General features: G+C 72.1%; 12 protein-coding genes. 3 read left to right on the forward strand and 9 right to left on the reverse strand.

Annotated features, from left to right (window positions below; all coding sequences use genetic code 11):
- Positions 1–31: 31 nt before the first annotated feature.
- Positions 32–850 (reverse strand): sterol desaturase family protein, encoded by an 819-nt coding sequence (locus HV824_RS21660; RefSeq protein WP_176424111.1) that lies wholly within the window; start codon positions 848–850, stop codon positions 32–34.
- Positions 851–1,126: 276 nt separating this feature from the next.
- On the opposite strand from HV824_RS21660, the gene HV824_RS21665 reads away from it, so the two are divergent.
- Complete coding sequence (locus HV824_RS21665; RefSeq protein WP_176424112.1) at positions 1,127–1,483, forward strand: hypothetical protein; 357 nt, start codon at positions 1,127–1,129, stop codon at positions 1,481–1,483.
- A gap of 8 nt (positions 1,484–1,491) precedes the next feature.
- On the opposite strand, the gene HV824_RS21670 is transcribed toward HV824_RS21665, so the two are convergent.
- From HV824_RS21670 to HV824_RS21680, 3 genes are all read right to left on the reverse strand, one after another.
- Entirely contained in the window at positions 1,492–2,595 is a 1,104-nt protein-coding gene (locus tag HV824_RS21670; RefSeq protein ID WP_176419100.1) for a hypothetical protein, read from the reverse strand.
- A 15-nt stretch (positions 2,596–2,610) separates the two neighbouring features.
- Positions 2,611–4,047, reverse strand: coding sequence for a VWA domain-containing protein (locus tag HV824_RS21675; protein ID WP_176419099.1), 1,437 nt, complete (start codon positions 4,045–4,047; stop codon positions 2,611–2,613).
- Positions 4,048–4,160: 113 nt separating this feature from the next.
- Entirely contained in the window at positions 4,161–7,019 is a 2,859-nt protein-coding gene (locus tag HV824_RS21680; protein ID WP_176419098.1) for a PAS domain S-box protein, read from the reverse strand.
- 232 nt (positions 7,020–7,251) lie between these two features.
- On the opposite strand from HV824_RS21680, the gene HV824_RS21685 reads away from it, so the two are divergent.
- Positions 7,252–8,976, forward strand: coding sequence for a HAMP domain-containing sensor histidine kinase (locus tag HV824_RS21685; protein ID WP_255208225.1), 1,725 nt, complete (start codon positions 7,252–7,254; stop codon positions 8,974–8,976).
- 4 nt (positions 8,977–8,980) lie between these two features.
- On the opposite strand, the gene HV824_RS21690 is transcribed toward HV824_RS21685, so the two are convergent.
- Complete coding sequence (locus HV824_RS21690) at positions 8,981–11,497, reverse strand: ATP-binding protein (RefSeq protein WP_255208226.1); 2,517 nt, start codon at positions 11,495–11,497, stop codon at positions 8,981–8,983.
- Between the two features lie 70 nt (positions 11,498–11,567).
- Positions 11,568–12,083 carry a GreA/GreB family elongation factor gene (locus HV824_RS21695; RefSeq protein WP_163784474.1) on the reverse strand — a complete coding sequence of 172 codons (516 nt, stop codon included), beginning with the start codon at positions 12,081–12,083 and terminating at the stop codon, positions 11,568–11,570.
- A gap of 85 nt (positions 12,084–12,168) precedes the next feature.
- Here HV824_RS21695 and HV824_RS21700 point away from each other — a divergent pair, with 85 nt between their 5' ends.
- Positions 12,169–12,450, forward strand: coding sequence for a rhodanese-like domain-containing protein (locus tag HV824_RS21700; RefSeq protein ID WP_176411291.1), 282 nt, complete (start codon positions 12,169–12,171; stop codon positions 12,448–12,450).
- Between the two features lie 49 nt (positions 12,451–12,499).
- Here the strand turns inward: HV824_RS21700 and HV824_RS21705 are convergent, their stop codons facing one another.
- The 3 genes from HV824_RS21705 to HV824_RS21715 all read right to left on the reverse strand — a co-directional run bounded on the left by HV824_RS21705 (position 12,500) and on the right by HV824_RS21715 (position 15,226).
- Positions 12,500–13,444 (reverse strand): alpha/beta fold hydrolase, encoded by a 945-nt coding sequence (locus HV824_RS21705; RefSeq protein WP_176419096.1) that lies wholly within the window; start codon positions 13,442–13,444, stop codon positions 12,500–12,502.
- Between the two features lie 281 nt (positions 13,445–13,725).
- Positions 13,726–14,304 (reverse strand): class I SAM-dependent methyltransferase, encoded by a 579-nt coding sequence (locus tag HV824_RS21710; RefSeq protein WP_176419095.1) that lies wholly within the window; start codon positions 14,302–14,304, stop codon positions 13,726–13,728.
- A gap of 115 nt (positions 14,305–14,419) precedes the next feature.
- On the reverse strand, positions 14,420–15,226 hold the full coding sequence (locus HV824_RS21715) for a prolipoprotein diacylglyceryl transferase family protein (RefSeq protein WP_176419094.1): 807 nt from the start codon (positions 15,224–15,226) through the stop codon (positions 14,420–14,422).
- Between the last annotated feature and the right edge of the window lie 285 nt (positions 15,227–15,511).

The raw sequence follows: 15,511 nt of genomic DNA on the forward strand, positions 1-15,511 counted from the left end.
GGCCTGGGGGGCGCAGGCGGGTGCCCGGCCGTCAGCGCTCCTGGCGCGGCGTGGGCTCCGGGGGCGGCGTCTGGGCTCCGGCCTGGTTCTCCCAGAAGCGTCGCGGGTGGCCGTCACCGCGGGTGCCACCGGAGAGCCGGTCCACCCAGGGATAGCGCTGGGCCTCCTCGGACGTGTAGCCCAGGTTGAAGACAGTGGGGCTCTTGGGCTTGTCACCGGACTTCTCGTAGAAGGTCCCGAAGAGGCGGTCCCAGAAGTAGTTGGTGATGCCGTAGTTGCCCTGCTCGTTGTGGAAGTGGTGCGACAGGTGCAGCCGCTTGATGTCCTTCAGGAACTGGGACCTGGGCGTGTAGTTCAGGTGCTGGATGCAGTGGCAGAATTCATAAAAGCACGTAATCACCATGGCCCAGCCCAGCGCGGCGGCGGCGCCTGCCTTGCCGCCGATGAGATAGCCGATGGGGGCAATCACGCCGCCCACGGTGGGGAGCACGTTGGCCAGCGCGCCGAAGAGCACGCGCAAGTCGTGTGGGTCCTGGTGGTGGTCGAAGTGGATGCGCTTCCACGTCGCCGCGGTGAGCGGTGATTTGTAGAGGAAGCGGCTGTGCAGGATGTGCTTGTGCACCAGGTACCAGCCGAAGGGGAACGCCACGCTCGCGGCGAGCATCGCCAGCAGCATGCGCAGCGGGTGCTCGAACCACTTCACGGCCAGGGCCAGGCTGGTGATGCCCACGGTGATGTAGGCCACCACCGCGTAGTAGGTGAAGAACGAGTAGACCAGGTCGCCCAGCGTCATCCGGTCCAGGTTGTGCTTGCGGTGCTTCAGGAACGAAAAGGGTGCGCTGACTGCCACGGTATCCTCGCGACAAGCCGCTGCCCCCACGGAGGCAGACGGAGCAGGAGTGTGTGCGCGCCGTACCCGCCGGCCACGGGGCTTACGGCGGTGCTGTCAGTACCAGGGGCCCTTGAAATTGCCGCATGCTGAAGGCCGCGCCATAGCGTTTTCCTGGCGCAGGCAAGAAGCAACCCTGCTGAATGAACAGGCGGTGTGTTGCCTGCCTGCCCAGAAGCCGGCCCAGGCACGGGCTTCCTTCGCGTCCGATAGCAGCCCACTTTCCTGGAAGCGAGGATGACTTTCCGGGAGGCGCGGATGGCGGAGCACGAAGGACAGCAGACACCCAGGACCCAGGTACGCAGGCGCGGGACCCCGACTCCCAAGACAGTGCACACGGGTGAACGGAGTGCCGCGCCGGACCGGGGCAGCATCGCCCTGCGCCGCACGGTGTCGGAGTACCGGGCCACGGCGGAGGAGCAGGCGGCGCGCGTGCGTGAGGAAATCGAGGCGGCGCTGGTCCAGGCCCGCGGCACCCGCGAGGCCATTGAGCAGCGCATCGCGGACCAACTCCACGCGCCGCCTGTGAGCCCCGCGCCCGCGCCCGCGCCGCGGCGCAAGCAGCGCCGCAGCCGGGCGTCCCGCAAGAAGTAGCGCGTCGTTCAGGAGGTGACGCGCGTGGGGGGGGGCGCGGCCACGGGGGCGACGTCCTCGGGCCCCGCGCTGGAGGCGGGCTCGCCCAGCTGCTTCAGCTTGCGCGCCAGGTCGGCGGCCTGCGCGCCCTTGGCACCCAGCTCGTTGCCCTGCACCCCGATGAAGGAGACCCGGGCCCGCTCCAGCAACGCCACCTGCGCGTGGAGCTGGGCCAGCAGCCGCTCCTTGCGGCGGGCCAGCACGTCCAGGTGGTTGAGCTCCTCACCCAGCGAGGACGCGGCCAGCTCCAACTGCCGGCGAGCCACCGCGTCCTGCGTGGCGGCGGCGCGCTCCCGCAGCTCGCGCACCTGGGCGTCCACGTCGTTGGCCACCACGGAGCCGAGCTGTGCCTCCAGCCCGAAGTGGACCTCCGCCAGCGAGAAGCTGTCGCCCGTCATCTTCTCCAGCACGCCCAGCAGCTCCGTGCGCCCGGTGCTGGACGGCATCTTCGTCACCACGTCCTTGCACTGGCGGTAGAGCGTCAGCGCCCGCGTGGCCAGGGTGCGCGAGTCGCCCTTGAGCGCGTCTTGCAACTGGCGGCCCCGCGCCTCCACCGCGTCCAGCTCCACGCGGAGGTTGGCCGGCAGCGTGCCGATGCTCCAGAAGAGGCCCACGACGAGGAAGCCCACCAGCGCCGGCAGCAGGCCGTCGCTCCCCAGGAAGCGCGCCTCCAGCACCTGCTGGACGTAGAGGCCCAGTGGGACGAGCACGCCCGCGGCGGCGGCGCTGGTGGCCACCGCGGCGGGCGGCCCCGGCTGCTCCCGTCCATGGCCCAGCCAGGCCACCAGCGCCGCGGCGAGCGCGCCCGCGAGGCTCACGGGCAACGGCTCCGGGGCCCGGAAGAAGTAGGGCAGGGCGGGCAGCACCGTCAGCGCCAGGCGCAGCGCCAGGGGGTGGACCCCCGTGGGCTTCACGCACGCCTGCGCCGCGGCGACGATGGCGAGGTACTCCGGTGTGAGGTGCAGGTCCGGCACGGCACCGGCGACCAGGCCCATGCAGGCGGCGCCTCCCAGCGCGCGAAGCGTGCGGGTCTCGAACTCTTCGCGGTGGAAGTACTGCACGGAGAGGGCCATGGGTTCACCGTCCTGCTAGTACGCGTTGTTCTGGCCGAAGTTCTTGATGGACTTCTTGAGGAGGTTGCGCGACTCGGCCTGCGCCTCCTCCGCGCTGGACGCGCCGGCCAAGGCTGCCTGGGAGCGGTTCACGTCCGCAAGCTCCCCGGACAGCGAGGCCGCGGAGGTGCCGAAAATGGCCCGGGCGTTGTCCAGCAGGCCACGGGCCTTCGCCTTGTTGCCGCGCTTCATCTCCTCCGCGGCGGCCACCATCTGCTGGGTGCCCAACGCCCGGGTCGCGTGGACGCGCACCTCCTTGTCCAGGGACGCGCGCACGAGCTCCAGGTCGCTCGTCACCTCCGCGGTGAGCCGCAGCGCCGTCTCCGTGGGCAAGTCACGCGCCACGTCGACATAGTGCACCCGGGCGTTCAGCAGGGTGAGCGCGCCGGCGGTCCGCGGGGTGTCCAGCGTCAGCTTCGCCATGACGCGCACCGTCTGGGCGCTGGCCAAGTCGTACAGCGGCACCTTCAGCACGTTGCCCTCGCGGAAGGACGCCATGCCCATGACCTCCACGTGCCGCACCTCGGGGGGGACGTCCAGCCGCAGCTCCACCAGGCGCGCCACGGTGCTTGTCGCCTGGTCCAGCTCGCGGGAGAAGACCTCCGCCAGCCGCGCCGAGTCGTCGATGAAGCCGGAGAAGCCGCCCCCCTGCTCGGCCATGCCGCGCATCAGCGTCTCCTGGTAGTCCCGGCCCACGCCCAGCGCGCTGACGGTGATGCCGTCGCGGCGCAGCTGGCGGACCTGGTCCAGCAGGCCTGGCTCGGACACGATGCCCGTGGTGGGCTGTCCGTCGCTCAGCAGGATGGCGCGGCTGACGCGGTACTCGCCCATGTGGGGCCGCAGGGCGTTGGCCGCGGCGTCGAGCGCGCCGCTGATGTTGGTGCTGCCGTCATCCTCCAGCCCGGAGATGAGCGTCAGCAGCTCCGCGCGCGCCGCCTCCGTCATCCGCCGGCTGGGCTGCACCCGCACGTCGGTGCCGTAGTCGATGAAGGCGAGCCGGTCCTCGGGCGTCAGGCGCCGCACCAGCTCCGCGGCGGCGCGGCGGGCGTCGGCCAGCTTGTGGCCGTTCATGGAACCGGAGCGGTCCAGCACCAGCGCCAGGCTGACGGGCACCCGCTGGCCGGCCTCCGCCGGGCGCGCCTTCAGCTCCAGCCACGCGAAGGCCTCGCTGGGCCCCGTCTGCACGTACGCGCCGGACAGCTTGCCCGCCATGCTCAGGGCGCCGTCCTCCGGCTGGGACGTCACCAGCGGCAGCGTCCGCGTGGCGGGCGGGTCCTCCGGGCGCCGCACCGTGTGGCTGGTGTCCGTGACGACGGGAGGAGGCGGCGCGGGCGGCGCGGGCGGCGTGCCCAGCAGGAGCGCGCCCACGGCGAGCACTCCCGTCGCGGCGACCAGCAGCAGTGAGCGGTTCATTGAGGGCCTCGGGGTTGGAGGGATGCGGCACACTCGCCTGGAGTCGCCTGGGGCCGCATCGGTCACCAGGAGGAGGGTCCGCCCGTTGTCCGATACGACCTCCGCGCGCGGGCTCAGGCGTCGTGCACCGGCTGCCGCTGCCGCACGAGCTCTTCCACCACGCCGCGGACCCGGGCTTCGTCGAAGGGCTTCTCCAGCAGCAGGTTGGGGATGCTGGCCAGGAAGTCCCGCGCGCCCGAGGTGAACGCGCCACCGGAGACGAACACGAAGCGGCGCTCCAGCCCCGCGTACTCGCGCCGCACGGCCTCGTACACGTCGCGCCCCGTCAGGTCCGGCATCATCACGTCGCACAGCACCGCGTCCGGCTCCAGCCCTCGCTCCAGCAGCTCCAGCGCCTGGCGCCCGCTGCACGCCACGTCCACCTGGTGCTCGCGGAGGATGCGCTGCAGCACCCGGCCCACCGCGGGCTCGTCGTCCACCACCAGCACCCGGCCGCGCGGCGCGTGCGGTGCTTGCCGCGCGCCAGGCTCCGAGGGCTTCGCGCGCTCCACCGTCTCCGGCGTGGGCAGCACCACCCGGAAGTGGGTGCCTCGCCCCGGCTCGCTGTCCACGGTGATGTCGCCGCCCAGGCCGCTGATGATGCTGTGGCAGATGGACAGGCCCAGCCCCGTGCCCACGCCCACCGGCTTGGTGGTGAAGAAGGGGTCGAAGATGCGGTCGATGACCTCGCGCGCGATGCCCACGCCCGTGTCCGCCACCTCCACCACCACGCGCCCGGCGCCGTCCACCCGCGTGGCCAGCCGGATTTCATGCCGGTGCGCCGCGCCCTCTGGAATCGCCTGCGCCGCGTTCACCACGAGGTTGAGGAACACCTGGCTGAGCTTGCCCTCGTTGGCCATGACGGGCGGGATGTCGCCGTAGTCGCGCCGCAGCTGCGCGCGGTGGCGGATTTCGTTGGCCGCCATCATCGCCACCGACTCCAGCACCGCGTGCACGTCCAGCGGCGACACGCGCTCTTCGTCCGGCCTGGAGAACGTCTTGAGCTGGCGGACAATCTGCCGCACGCGCTCGGCGCCCTCACACGCCTCTTGCAGCACCTCCTGCCACTCCCCCAGGTCCGGCTCGCCCTTGAGCCGCGCCTGGAGCGCCGCCGCGCCGTCCCCGGGCGGCAGGCTGCGGTTGAACTCGTCGGACAGGAAGCCCAGGTTGGACAGCACGAAGGCCAGCGGGTTGTTGATTTCGTGCGCGATGCCCGCCGCCAGCGTGCCCACCGACGCCAGCCGGTCCGCCAGCGTCAGCCGCGCCTGGAGCTGGCGCTGCTCCGTCACGTCGCGGGCAATGGACACCACCGCGGGCTGGCCGTCGAAGCGCAGCGGCAGTGACACCACCTCCGCCACGCGGGTGCGCCCGTCCCTGCGCACCAGCCGCCGCTCGCCGGTGAGCGCGCCGGCCCGCACCGCGTCCGGGCTGCGCATGTCCCGCACGAAGTCCGTGAGGGGGCGGCCCACCAGCTGGTCCGCGCGCTCGAAGCCCAGCGTGCCCACCAGCGCCGCGTTGGCGTAGACAATCTGGTTGTCCCGTTCGATGGCCGCCGCGTCCGGAACGCCCTCCAGCAGCGCGCGGAAGCTCGCCTCCGACAACCGCAGGGCTTCCTCCGCCTGCCGGCGCTCGGTGATGTCGCGCGCCAGGCCCTCCACCGCCACCATGCGTCCGGAGGCGTCCGTCACCGGCGCCACCACGTGCTCCAGCCACAGCGTCCGCCCGTCGGGGTGGAGGAAGCGCACCACCACCGGCGCGCCCTGGAAGGGCTCCGGCGCTTCCAGCAGCTGCTCCATCAGCGCGCGGTCTTCCTCGTGCACGCGCCGGTACCAGAGCTCCGCGTCCGCGTAGTGGGCCACCGGCCCGTAGCCCAGCTTGGTGTGGGCCACGCGGCTGACGTAGGCGAAGCCGCGCGGGGGCTCGCGCCGGTACACGTAGAGGACGTCCGACGCGTTCTCCGCCAGCTGACGGAAGCGCCGCTCGCGCTCGCGCAGCGCCCGCTCCGAGTCGCGCCGCTCCAGCGTCATGGACATGGCGCCCGCCGCCGCCGACAGCAGGTCCACCTCCAGCCGGTCCCACCGCCGCGCCTCCGCGGTGTTGTCGAAGCCCACGAAGCCCGTCAGCACCCCGCGCACGCGCAGGGGAAGCGCCAGCAGGGACAGGATGCCCTGCGGGTCCAGCAGCTCCCGCTCCGACGCCGGAAAGGTCTCCACCAGCCCTTCGATGACGTCACCGCGCGCCAGCGTCTCCATCCAGCGCCGCAGCGCGGGTTCCATGGACAGGCCCTGGAGGTCCGGGTTGTCGATTTCTGGCTTCACGCCCGGCGCGCACCACTCCGCGCGCTGGCTGCACAGGACGGCGCCGTCCTGCGCCCGGTGCAGCTCGAACACGTAGACGCGGCTGGCCCCCGACGCGTGGCCCAGCGGCGCCAGCGCGGGCCCGTAGAGGTCGCCGCCATCCTGCGTGGCCAGCAGCCGCTGCTGCATGTCCACCAGCGCGGTGAGGTAGCGCTCGCGCCGCGCCAGCGCGCCGTCCGCCGCCTTGCGCTCGGTGAAGTCGTTGAGCGTGCCCGCCGTGCCCAGGACGCTGCCGTCGTCGTCGTGCATCAGCCGGGCGAACACCTCCACCCAGCGGTAGCTCCCGTCGCGCGTGAGGTAGCGCATCTCATGGCGCACGAACTCCACTTCCCCCGCGAACAGCTTCTGGAGCGGCTCCGGGTCGCGCTCCCGGTCATCCGGGTGGAGGAACTCCGAGAAGGCGCGGCCCAGGCTCTCCTCCACGCTGAAGCCGGTGATGTCCGTCCAGGCCGGGTTGAGGAAGGTCCACGTCCCCGCCAGGTCTGTCTGGAACACCACTTCCCGCAGGCTGTCGATGACGCCTCGGTAGCGGTGCTCGCTGGAGGTCCAGTCAGGCGTGGAGTGCGGCTTCTGCATGATGGAACTCGAGAAAGTGGGCCGCACGGGTGGACGCAAGGTCACCCGGATGCGCTACAAAGGGGCAGAGAATCTGGATTTCCGGGCAGGCAAGCAAGGGGGCTCCGATGACCCTGGCGGGCGCGGGATGGGGACGGCGCCCCTCCTGCTGTTCTGTGGGAACACGGAGGCTGCCCTTCGTCCGGGGAAGGAGACATGCCTCCATGCTGCCTCTGCTCGCGGGAAGTCTCTCATGGCCTCTGGAAGCGCCCCGCTTTCGATGACGCATCTGGACTCCGAAGAGGCGGACGCCCTGCTGAAAGAGGGCGTCCTCCGGTTGCTGCTCGAGCAGGCGGGCGAGGCACTCGTGTTGGTGGATGTCACCGGGCGTGTGCTCGCTTTCAACATGGAGGCCGGGCGTCAGTTCCGCATGAGCCGGCCCGAGCGCGCCGAACAGGGCTGTTTGCCCGGCTGTGTGTGGACGCGTGCGGAGGATGCGTCCATGTCGGTGGAGGTGCCGCCCCTGGCGCGCGCGCTCACGGGCGAGTGGGTGGCGGAGGCCCGTTGGCGGGTGCGCCGGCAGGATGGGACGCACGTCCTGCTGCGCGCCTCCGCGGTGCCGCTGGAGCACGACGCGGGACTGACGGCCGGAGCGCTGCTGCGCGCATGTGAAGTGGCCTCGTCCGCGGGGCTGGACGCGGTGGGCTCGGCGCGGCTGCTGGCGGAGGCCGGCGCGCTGCTGGGCGCCGCGTTCGACGACGAGGCCGCGCCGCGGCTGCTCCGCTTGCTGGTGCCCGCGCTCGCGGACGCGGCGGTGCTGTACCTGGGCCTGCCCGGCGAGCCGCCGCGCCCGGTGACGGCGCTGCACGCCGAGCCGGAGCGCCATGGCCTGCTGGAGGAGCTGCTGCGCCGCTACCCCCTGCCCCCCGAGCGCGTGCTGCCGTTGTTCGGCGCCGGTCAGTCAGAGCGGCTTCGGGTGACGGAGGCCCACGTGGAGGCCGCCGCGCGGGACGCGGAGCACGCGCGGCTGCTGCGGGGGCTGGGCCTGCGCTGCTACCTGGGCGTGCCGCTGGTGGCGCGCGAGCGCGTCATCGGCACGTTGGCCCTCTTCCGCGCGGATGAGACCCGTGACTTCAGCACGGAGGAGCTGCGGCTGGCGGAGGAGGTGGCCCGCCGCACCGCGCTCTCCGTGGACAACGCGCAGCTCCTCCAGGAAGCGCGTGAAGCGGTGCGCCTGCGCGACGAGTTCCTGGGCATCGCCAGCCACGAGCTGAAGACGCCGCTGACGCCGCTGCACCTCAAGGTGCAGCTGCTGCAGAAGCAGGTGGATGGGATGGCGGCCCACAACCAGCCGGTGTCCGCCGAGCGCGTGTCGGAGACGCTGGAGGTGGTGCAGCGGCAGGTGCGCAAGCTGACGAGCCTGGTGGACAACCTGCTCGACGTGTCGCGAATCACCGCGGGCCGCCTGCGGCTGGAGGTGGAGGAGATGGACCTGGCCAGCGTGGCGGCGGAAATCCTCTACCGCTTCGCGCCGTCCGCCTCGCAGCTGCAGGTCGAGCTGGCGCTGCACGCGCCGGTGCCCGTCATGGGCCGGTGGGACCGGCTGCGGCTGGAGCAGGTGGTGACCAACCTGCTGTCCAACGCGCTGAAGTACGGCGCGGGCCACCCCGTGCGCGTGGAGGTGGAGGCGGAGGGGCTCACCGCCCGCCTGACGGTGCGCGACGGCGGCATCGGCATCTCCGCGGAGGACCTGCCGCGCATCTTCGAGCGCTTCGAGCGCGCGGTGAGTGACAGGCACTACGGCGGCCTGGGCCTGGGGCTCTACATCACCCGACAGATTGTGGAGGCCTTCGGCGGCACGGTGCGCGCCACCAGCGAGCCGGGGCAGGGCTCCGTCTTCGTGCTGGAGCTGCCGCGCGGTGACATCCCCGAGGAGTGGCTGATGGCGCACGGCGCGCCGGAGCCGTCGTCGTCCTGAGGCGCTAGGCCGCGCTCGCCGGCATCGCGGGCTCGGCGCGGCGGGGCAGCCGCACGTGGAAGCTGCTGCCGCGCTGGGGCCCCGGGCTCTCCGCCCAGATGGTGCCGCCGTGGCGCTCCACGATTTCGCGGCAGATGAAGAGGCCCAGCCCCAGCCCGCCGAAGTGGCGCGCCTGGGCGTTGGACGCGCGCGCGAAGGGCCGGAACAGGTCCGCCACGTTCTCCGGGGGGATGCCGATGCCCTCGTCACGCACGCTCAGCAGCACGTGCGTCTGCTCGGCCTCCAAGGACATGCGCACCGCGCCGCCGTGGGGCGAATAGCGCACGGCGTTGCTGACCAGGTTGGTGAGCACCTGCTCCAGCCGCAGCGCGTCCCAGTCGCCCTCCACCGGGTGGGCGGGGACGTTCAGCTCGAAGGTGACGCCGGACTCGGTGCGCAGCGCGAAGCGCTCCAGCACCTCGCCCAGCAGGGGGACCAGGTCCAGCCGCTTGCACTCCAGCTCCAGCCGCCCGCCCTGGATGCGCGCGGTGTCCAGCAGGTCATCCACCAGCCGCGTCAGCCGCTCCGTCTGCCGGGCCATGGAGCGCAGCGCCTTGAGCAGCCGCTCCCGCTCCGGGAAGTCTCCGCTCCGCTCCAGCCGCTGGAGGGTGAGCGCGGCGAAGCCCTTGAGCGGGGTGAGCGGCGTGCGCAGCTCGTGGCTGGCCACGCTGAGGAACTCCTCGCGCGCGCGCACCGCCTCCTTCAGCTCCGTCTGCGTGGCGCCCGTGCGGGCCGCCATCTCGTTGAAGCCGCGGGCCAGCTCGCCCAGCTCGTCGTCCTCCTCCACGTCCACGCGCTGGGACCAGTCGCCCGCGGTCAGCGCGGCGGTGGCGGCGCGGAGGCCGTCCAGGCGGCGGATGACGTCGCGAGCGACCCACTGCGACAGCAGCAGGGCCATGAGGACGCCCAGCAGCACCAGTCCCACCACCGCGGCGCTCATGCGCGTAATCGCCGCGTAGGCCACCACGAGCTCCTGCGTCACCAGCACGCTCCACTCCGTGCCCTCCACGGGGGCCTCGGCGGCGAGCATGCGGCGGTCCGCCGCGTCGAAGGCCTCCAGCACGCCGATGCCGGGCCGCAGCAGCTCCAGGCTGAGCGCGTCCGGCAGGTGCGCTTCGCCCAGCAGCGGCGCGCCCGGCGCGGTGTCGCGGAGCACCTTGAGGCCGCGCCGGTCCAACACCTGCACGTGGAAGCGCCGCGACGCGGGCGTGGTGGCCTGGCTCAGGCGCTCCAGGGACATCAGACCCACCAGCATTCCGCGCACCTCGCCGTCCTCGCGGAAGGGCTGCGTCACCGCGACCAGGGGCTGGCCGGGCGGGCGGATGAAGGGCGGGGAGACCTCGGCGCCCCGGGTGAAGGCCGGGGGCAGGAAGGCGCGCGGCTCCAGGTTCCACCCCTCCACGCTGGGAGACGCGGCCAGGATGTGGCCATGGGTGTCCACCGCGAGCGCCGCGTCGAAGGCGCGCTCCTGGGCCGCCAGGTTGACCAGGTAGGGCTCCAGTCGCTCCGGCGCCGCCGCGGCGAAGGCGGCGCGGAAGCCCGGCGACTCCAGCATCAGCGCCAGGGACTCACCCGCGTCGTCCAGGTAGCGCCGCAGGAAGTCGGCCTCGCCCGCGGCGGCGCGCTGCGTGTCGTCGCGCACCTGCTGTTCAATCGCGTTCTGCGCCAGGTACGCCGCCAGCCCGCCCAGCGCCAGCAGCGGCACCAGCCCCGCGAAGGCCAGCCCGCGCAGCAGCTTCCACCCCACCGTGCGCGGCGCGCGTGGCCGCCAGTCCAGGGCCTGCGCGACACAGGCCAGGGTGAGCACCGCGTACACGCAGGCCCCCAGCCACGACGCGCCCCGGCCCAGCGCGTACGCGAGCAGGGCGAAGGGCACCGCCAGCCCGCCCATGAGCAGGGCCGGCAGCCGGCGGTGGAGCCACTGGGAAGGCAGCAGCAGGCCCACGCCGCAGACGGCGAAGAGCACGCCCACCAGGGGCCGCAGGGGCGCGAGGTGGGCGTAGACGGAGAGCGGGAAGCGCTCGGGCACCACCAGCATGGCCGCGCCGAACGCCGCGCTGGTGAGGGCCGCGAAGGTGCGCAGCACGGGGCGCTGGCGCATGGCGGGCCAGGCCTCCAGCACCACGCCGCCGAAGAGCACCGGGTAGAGGATGATGCCAGTGAAGCTGCCGGGCAGGACGTTGAGCACCCACCAGTACAGCGCCATGGCCGCGCCCAGCAGCAGCCGCCCCGTGACGTCCAGCCAGCGCGGCGCGCGCGGATACAGCAGCGCGCCCATCAGCATGATGCTGCCCGTCAGGTACGTGAGGCCCAGCAGGCGCACGTAGGGGTAGAGCGGCCGGAAGGAGGCCACCCGGAACTCGTACGGGACGTACGTCATCAGCACGCCGAACATCAGGCCCACGACAGCGGCGGGCCAGGTGAGCGGCAGGAGGGCCGGGGCGGGCGGCGCCTGGATTTGCGGTGAAGGCGAAGAAGACATCTTTGCGGATTCACGCGCGAGGGGCGCCATGAGCGCTACGGCCCCCCGGGCTTTCGTCGAAGGCTCGACATCACGCGACCTCGAGCACCGTCCACTCGCGGACCTCGCCCGCGAGCATCACTTCCACTGTATCACCCGCCTTGCGGCCCATGAGGGCGCGCCCCACGGGGGAGGCGGGGGTGATGACGGACAGGAAGCCGTCACCGCCCGGACCCGTCAGCTCGGTCCCCGCGCCGGCGGGGAGGACGAAGAAGGTCCGTTCGGAGAAGCCCTCCTCGTCCTCGGTGCTGACGTCCACGATGGCGCCCAGCGCCACCGGGCCTTGCCGGGGGAAGCGTGGGAACTCCGCTTGACCAAACTTGGTCAGCGCCTGGAGTTCTTCCTGGACCCGGCGAGCCCGGTTGGCCTGTCCGGTGGCGAGGCTGCCGAACTCCAGGGCGGCGCGGCCGTCCTCTTTCTTCTCGGACTCCGTGGCCAGGCTGCGGGCGGCCTCGCGGGCCTCCGCCTCGGCGCGGTGGGCCAGCCGGTCGCTCTGCTGGAGGCGGTCCGCGAGCTGGCCCAGGAGGGCATGCTTGTCGAGTCCCATGGGTGGTACAGAACTGTAGCGTCCGCGGCGGACACCTCCAGTTTTCGGCCAGTCGCCCCCGCCGGCCCGGGCTTAGAATGGGGGCATGACACCCCAGGAACTCTCGGAGAAGGCCCGGCAGCTCGTCGCCGGAGGCGCGGTGCTGCTGGACGTGCGCACGCCGCAGGAATTCCAGGAAGGGCACCCCGAGCCCGCCCGGAACATCCCCGTGCAGGAGCTGCCCCGCAGGCTGGCCGAGGTGGGTCCGCCCGGCACGCGCGTGGTGGTGTACTGCGCGGCCGGCGGCCGCAGCGCCCAGGCCGCGCAGCTGCTGCATGCCAACGGCTTCCCGGACGTCTTCGACCTCAAGTCCGTGAAGAACTGGTAGCCACCCAAGGGCAGGTGCCCGGTGGCCCGGGCACGCGCTTCCAGCCGTCCTACCCGCGCGTCACGTCGCGCAGGAAGCGGTGCACGTCCTGGTTGAAGCGCCGCGGCTGCTCCGCGTGGGGCGCGTGGCCGGTGTTCGGGTACAGCTTGAACTCGGCGTCCGGCAGGGCGTTCACCAGCGCCCGCTGGTCGGCGACGGGGAAGAAGCCGTCCTGGTCACCGCCCACGACGAGCACGGGCACGCGGATGCGGTTCAGCCGCGCCGAGTGGTCCTCCGCGAGCATGCCGTCCAGCGCGTCCTGCCACACGCGCGCGGGCACCTTGCTGCTCTCCGACACCAGCGTGTTGATGTACGACGCCGGGACAGGGCGCACGAAGGTGCTCTCCTGGAACGCGCGGATGAACTCCGGGTCCACCGTGCCCTCGAACGTGTCCACGATGGACTTCAGCTCCAGCGCCACCGGGTTGCCGGCCACGGTGGGCGCCGAGCCGACGAGCACCAGCCCCTTCACGCGCCGCGGGAAGTCCAGCGCCACCTGCTGCGCGATGAAGCTGCCCATGGAGTGGCCGACGAGGATGGCGCTGCGCTCGCCCACCGAGTCCAGGAAGGCCTCCACGTCCGCGGCGAAGGACTGCTGCGTGTAGCAGCACGCCGGGCGCGTCGAATCCCCGTGGCCGCGCTGGTCCAGCACGTAGACGTGGTGGTCGCGCGGGAAGGTGCGCAGGTTCAGGTCCCACGTGTGGTGGGAGTCCGAGTAGCCGTGGAGGAACACCACCGCGGGGCCCAGCGGAAGTCCCTGCTCCACGTAGCGCAGCGTCACGCCGGTGCGCAGGCGGACGGAGCGCTCACGGGGCATGCCGAACAGCCCCTGCTCGGTGGAGGCGACCTCTGCGCCTTCGGGCACCCGCTGCGTGTCGTTCGAGTCTGACTCCGGCGCGGGACCACAGGCGGCGAGAACGGGAAGAGCGAGCAGGGCGGCGAGGAGCTTCCTCATGCGTGAATGCCTCGGGGCTCTCCGGCGGGAAAGTCCGCCGGTGCATCGAGGAGTCTACGGCTACCTCTGACATTGCCTCGCTGGAAGCGACTCGCGGGGTTGGTGCGCACCCGCTTTTTAGAGAGGAGAGTCAGCGGGAACCCGCTCGAAAACGCACCGCGGACGGAAGGTTCTCGCGCAGGCGGCCGGCCGTGCAACACGGGCCCGCGTCACCTTCCGGCGGCCCCCGCCTTCGTGGTGTCGCTGGATGCCCGTTGCGCCCCGCGCGCTCCGGTGGTGCGTCAGCCCGCCGGGCGCCGGGCGAAGATGAGCTCGCTCACGCCCTGGAGCCGCTGCACGCGGCGCTCGACGTCGAAGCCCGCGCGCCGCACCAGGTCGAACGTGTCCCGGTCCAGCCGGCACCCGCCGCTCACCCGCATCCAGGCGGGGGTGAGCAGGTCCTGCACGGTGGCCAGCGTCGGCGAGGGCGCGCGCACGTGCTCCAGCATGCGCAGCGCGCCGCCCGGGCGCAGCACCCGGAGAACCTCCGCCAGCGCCCGCGCCGGCGCCTCCACGCTGCAGAAGACGAGGCTGGACACCACGGCGTCGAAGGAGGCGTCGGGGAAGGGCAGGGACTCCACGCTGGCGTACAGCAGCCGCGCGTCGGGCCGCCGCCGCTGGGCACGCGCGAGCGCTGCTTCGTCCACGTCGATGGCGGTGACGGCGGTGACGGTGTCCGGGTAGCCGGGCAGCGCCAGGCCGGTGCCGGTGCCCACCTCCAGCACGTGGCCGGACAGGCCGCGCACCAGCTTTCGCCGGGCGGCGGTGAGGCCCAGCCAGCCCAGGGGCGTCATGACCGCGTCGTACGCGAGCGCCTTCATGCGGCAGCCTCCTCTTCGGAAACACGCGGACCCGGACGCCCGCCGCGAATGCGTCGGAGCTTCCGGGCCCATGAGACGCCAGGCTGCCGCGAGCAGGGCAGCGGACGTCGTGACGCTACGGCGCGCCCACCGTGCCCGGGCTTTTTGGAGACGACGGCGGCGAAGAAGCCGTCCCCGGCTCCCGGCGCCGCAGGACGCCCCAGATGCCGTAGAGCGCCAGCGCGACGCAGCCGTACTGCGCGGGCGTCAGCCCGAAGTAGCGGGCGTCCACGTAGGCCATGTCCGTGGCGCGCAGGTAGTCGAAGAAGAAGCGGCAGACCGCGTACAGCACCGCCAGCAGCGGCAGCAGGCGCCCCTTCAGCTTCCCCGCGTTGCGCAGCGCGTACAGCAGGCCGCTGATGGCGAAGAGCGCGATGGCGTCGTACATGCCCAGGTCGTGCCGAGGGCCACCGGGGAAGGCCACCGCCAGGAAGAAGTCCGTGGGCACGCCCGGGTGGTCATGCACGGCGAAGCAGCCCAGCCGCGCCACCGCCCAGCCCGGCGCCACGCCCAGGGCGAACGCGTCCGAGTAGTCCGAGAAGCGCAGCTTGCGCACCTTGAAGAACACGACGGCGGCGAGGATGCCGCCCAACAGGCCGCCGAACGAGGACAGGCCATCCCAGACCTTCAGTATCTGGAACGGGCTCTTGGACAGCTCCTCCGGGTGGTAGAAGAACAGGTGCACCCAGTGGCCCACGACGACGCCGACCCCGACGCCCCAGGGCGCGAAGTCGGCGAGCGGCTCAGGGTTCAGGCCGTCGCGTTCGGCGTTGCGGCCAAGCAGGCGAGCGGCCAGCAGGATGCCTACCGCGACGAAGATGCCGAAGGGCTCGATTTTGAGGGGCCCCAGCTCAATCGAGGGGGCGTGCCAGTAGGGAATCACGTCAGGCGGCTCCAGGGGATGCGAACGTCCCACCCTTAATCCGGGCGGAGGGATGTGGGCGAACAAATGTCGGAACGGAGTCTTTCCCGGCCTCGTCTTCTTGGAGGTCGGGTGGAGGACACCGCTCCTGTGTGCCTCCGGGCACCTCGCTCGTACCCAGGAGGGAATCACTCCCACTTCCGGACGTTCGCGCAAGGCCAGTTAGAACCGAATTAATCCATTCGTGCGTGTACTACGGGAAATCCGTGGTTTTTTTGTCAGGCCCTTCCTGTCCAATCGAACGGG

This window comes from Myxococcus sp. AM009 (assembly GCF_013372605.1).
In the GTDB taxonomy this organism is placed as follows: Bacteria; Myxococcota; Myxococcia; order Myxococcales; family Myxococcaceae; genus Myxococcus; species Myxococcus vastator.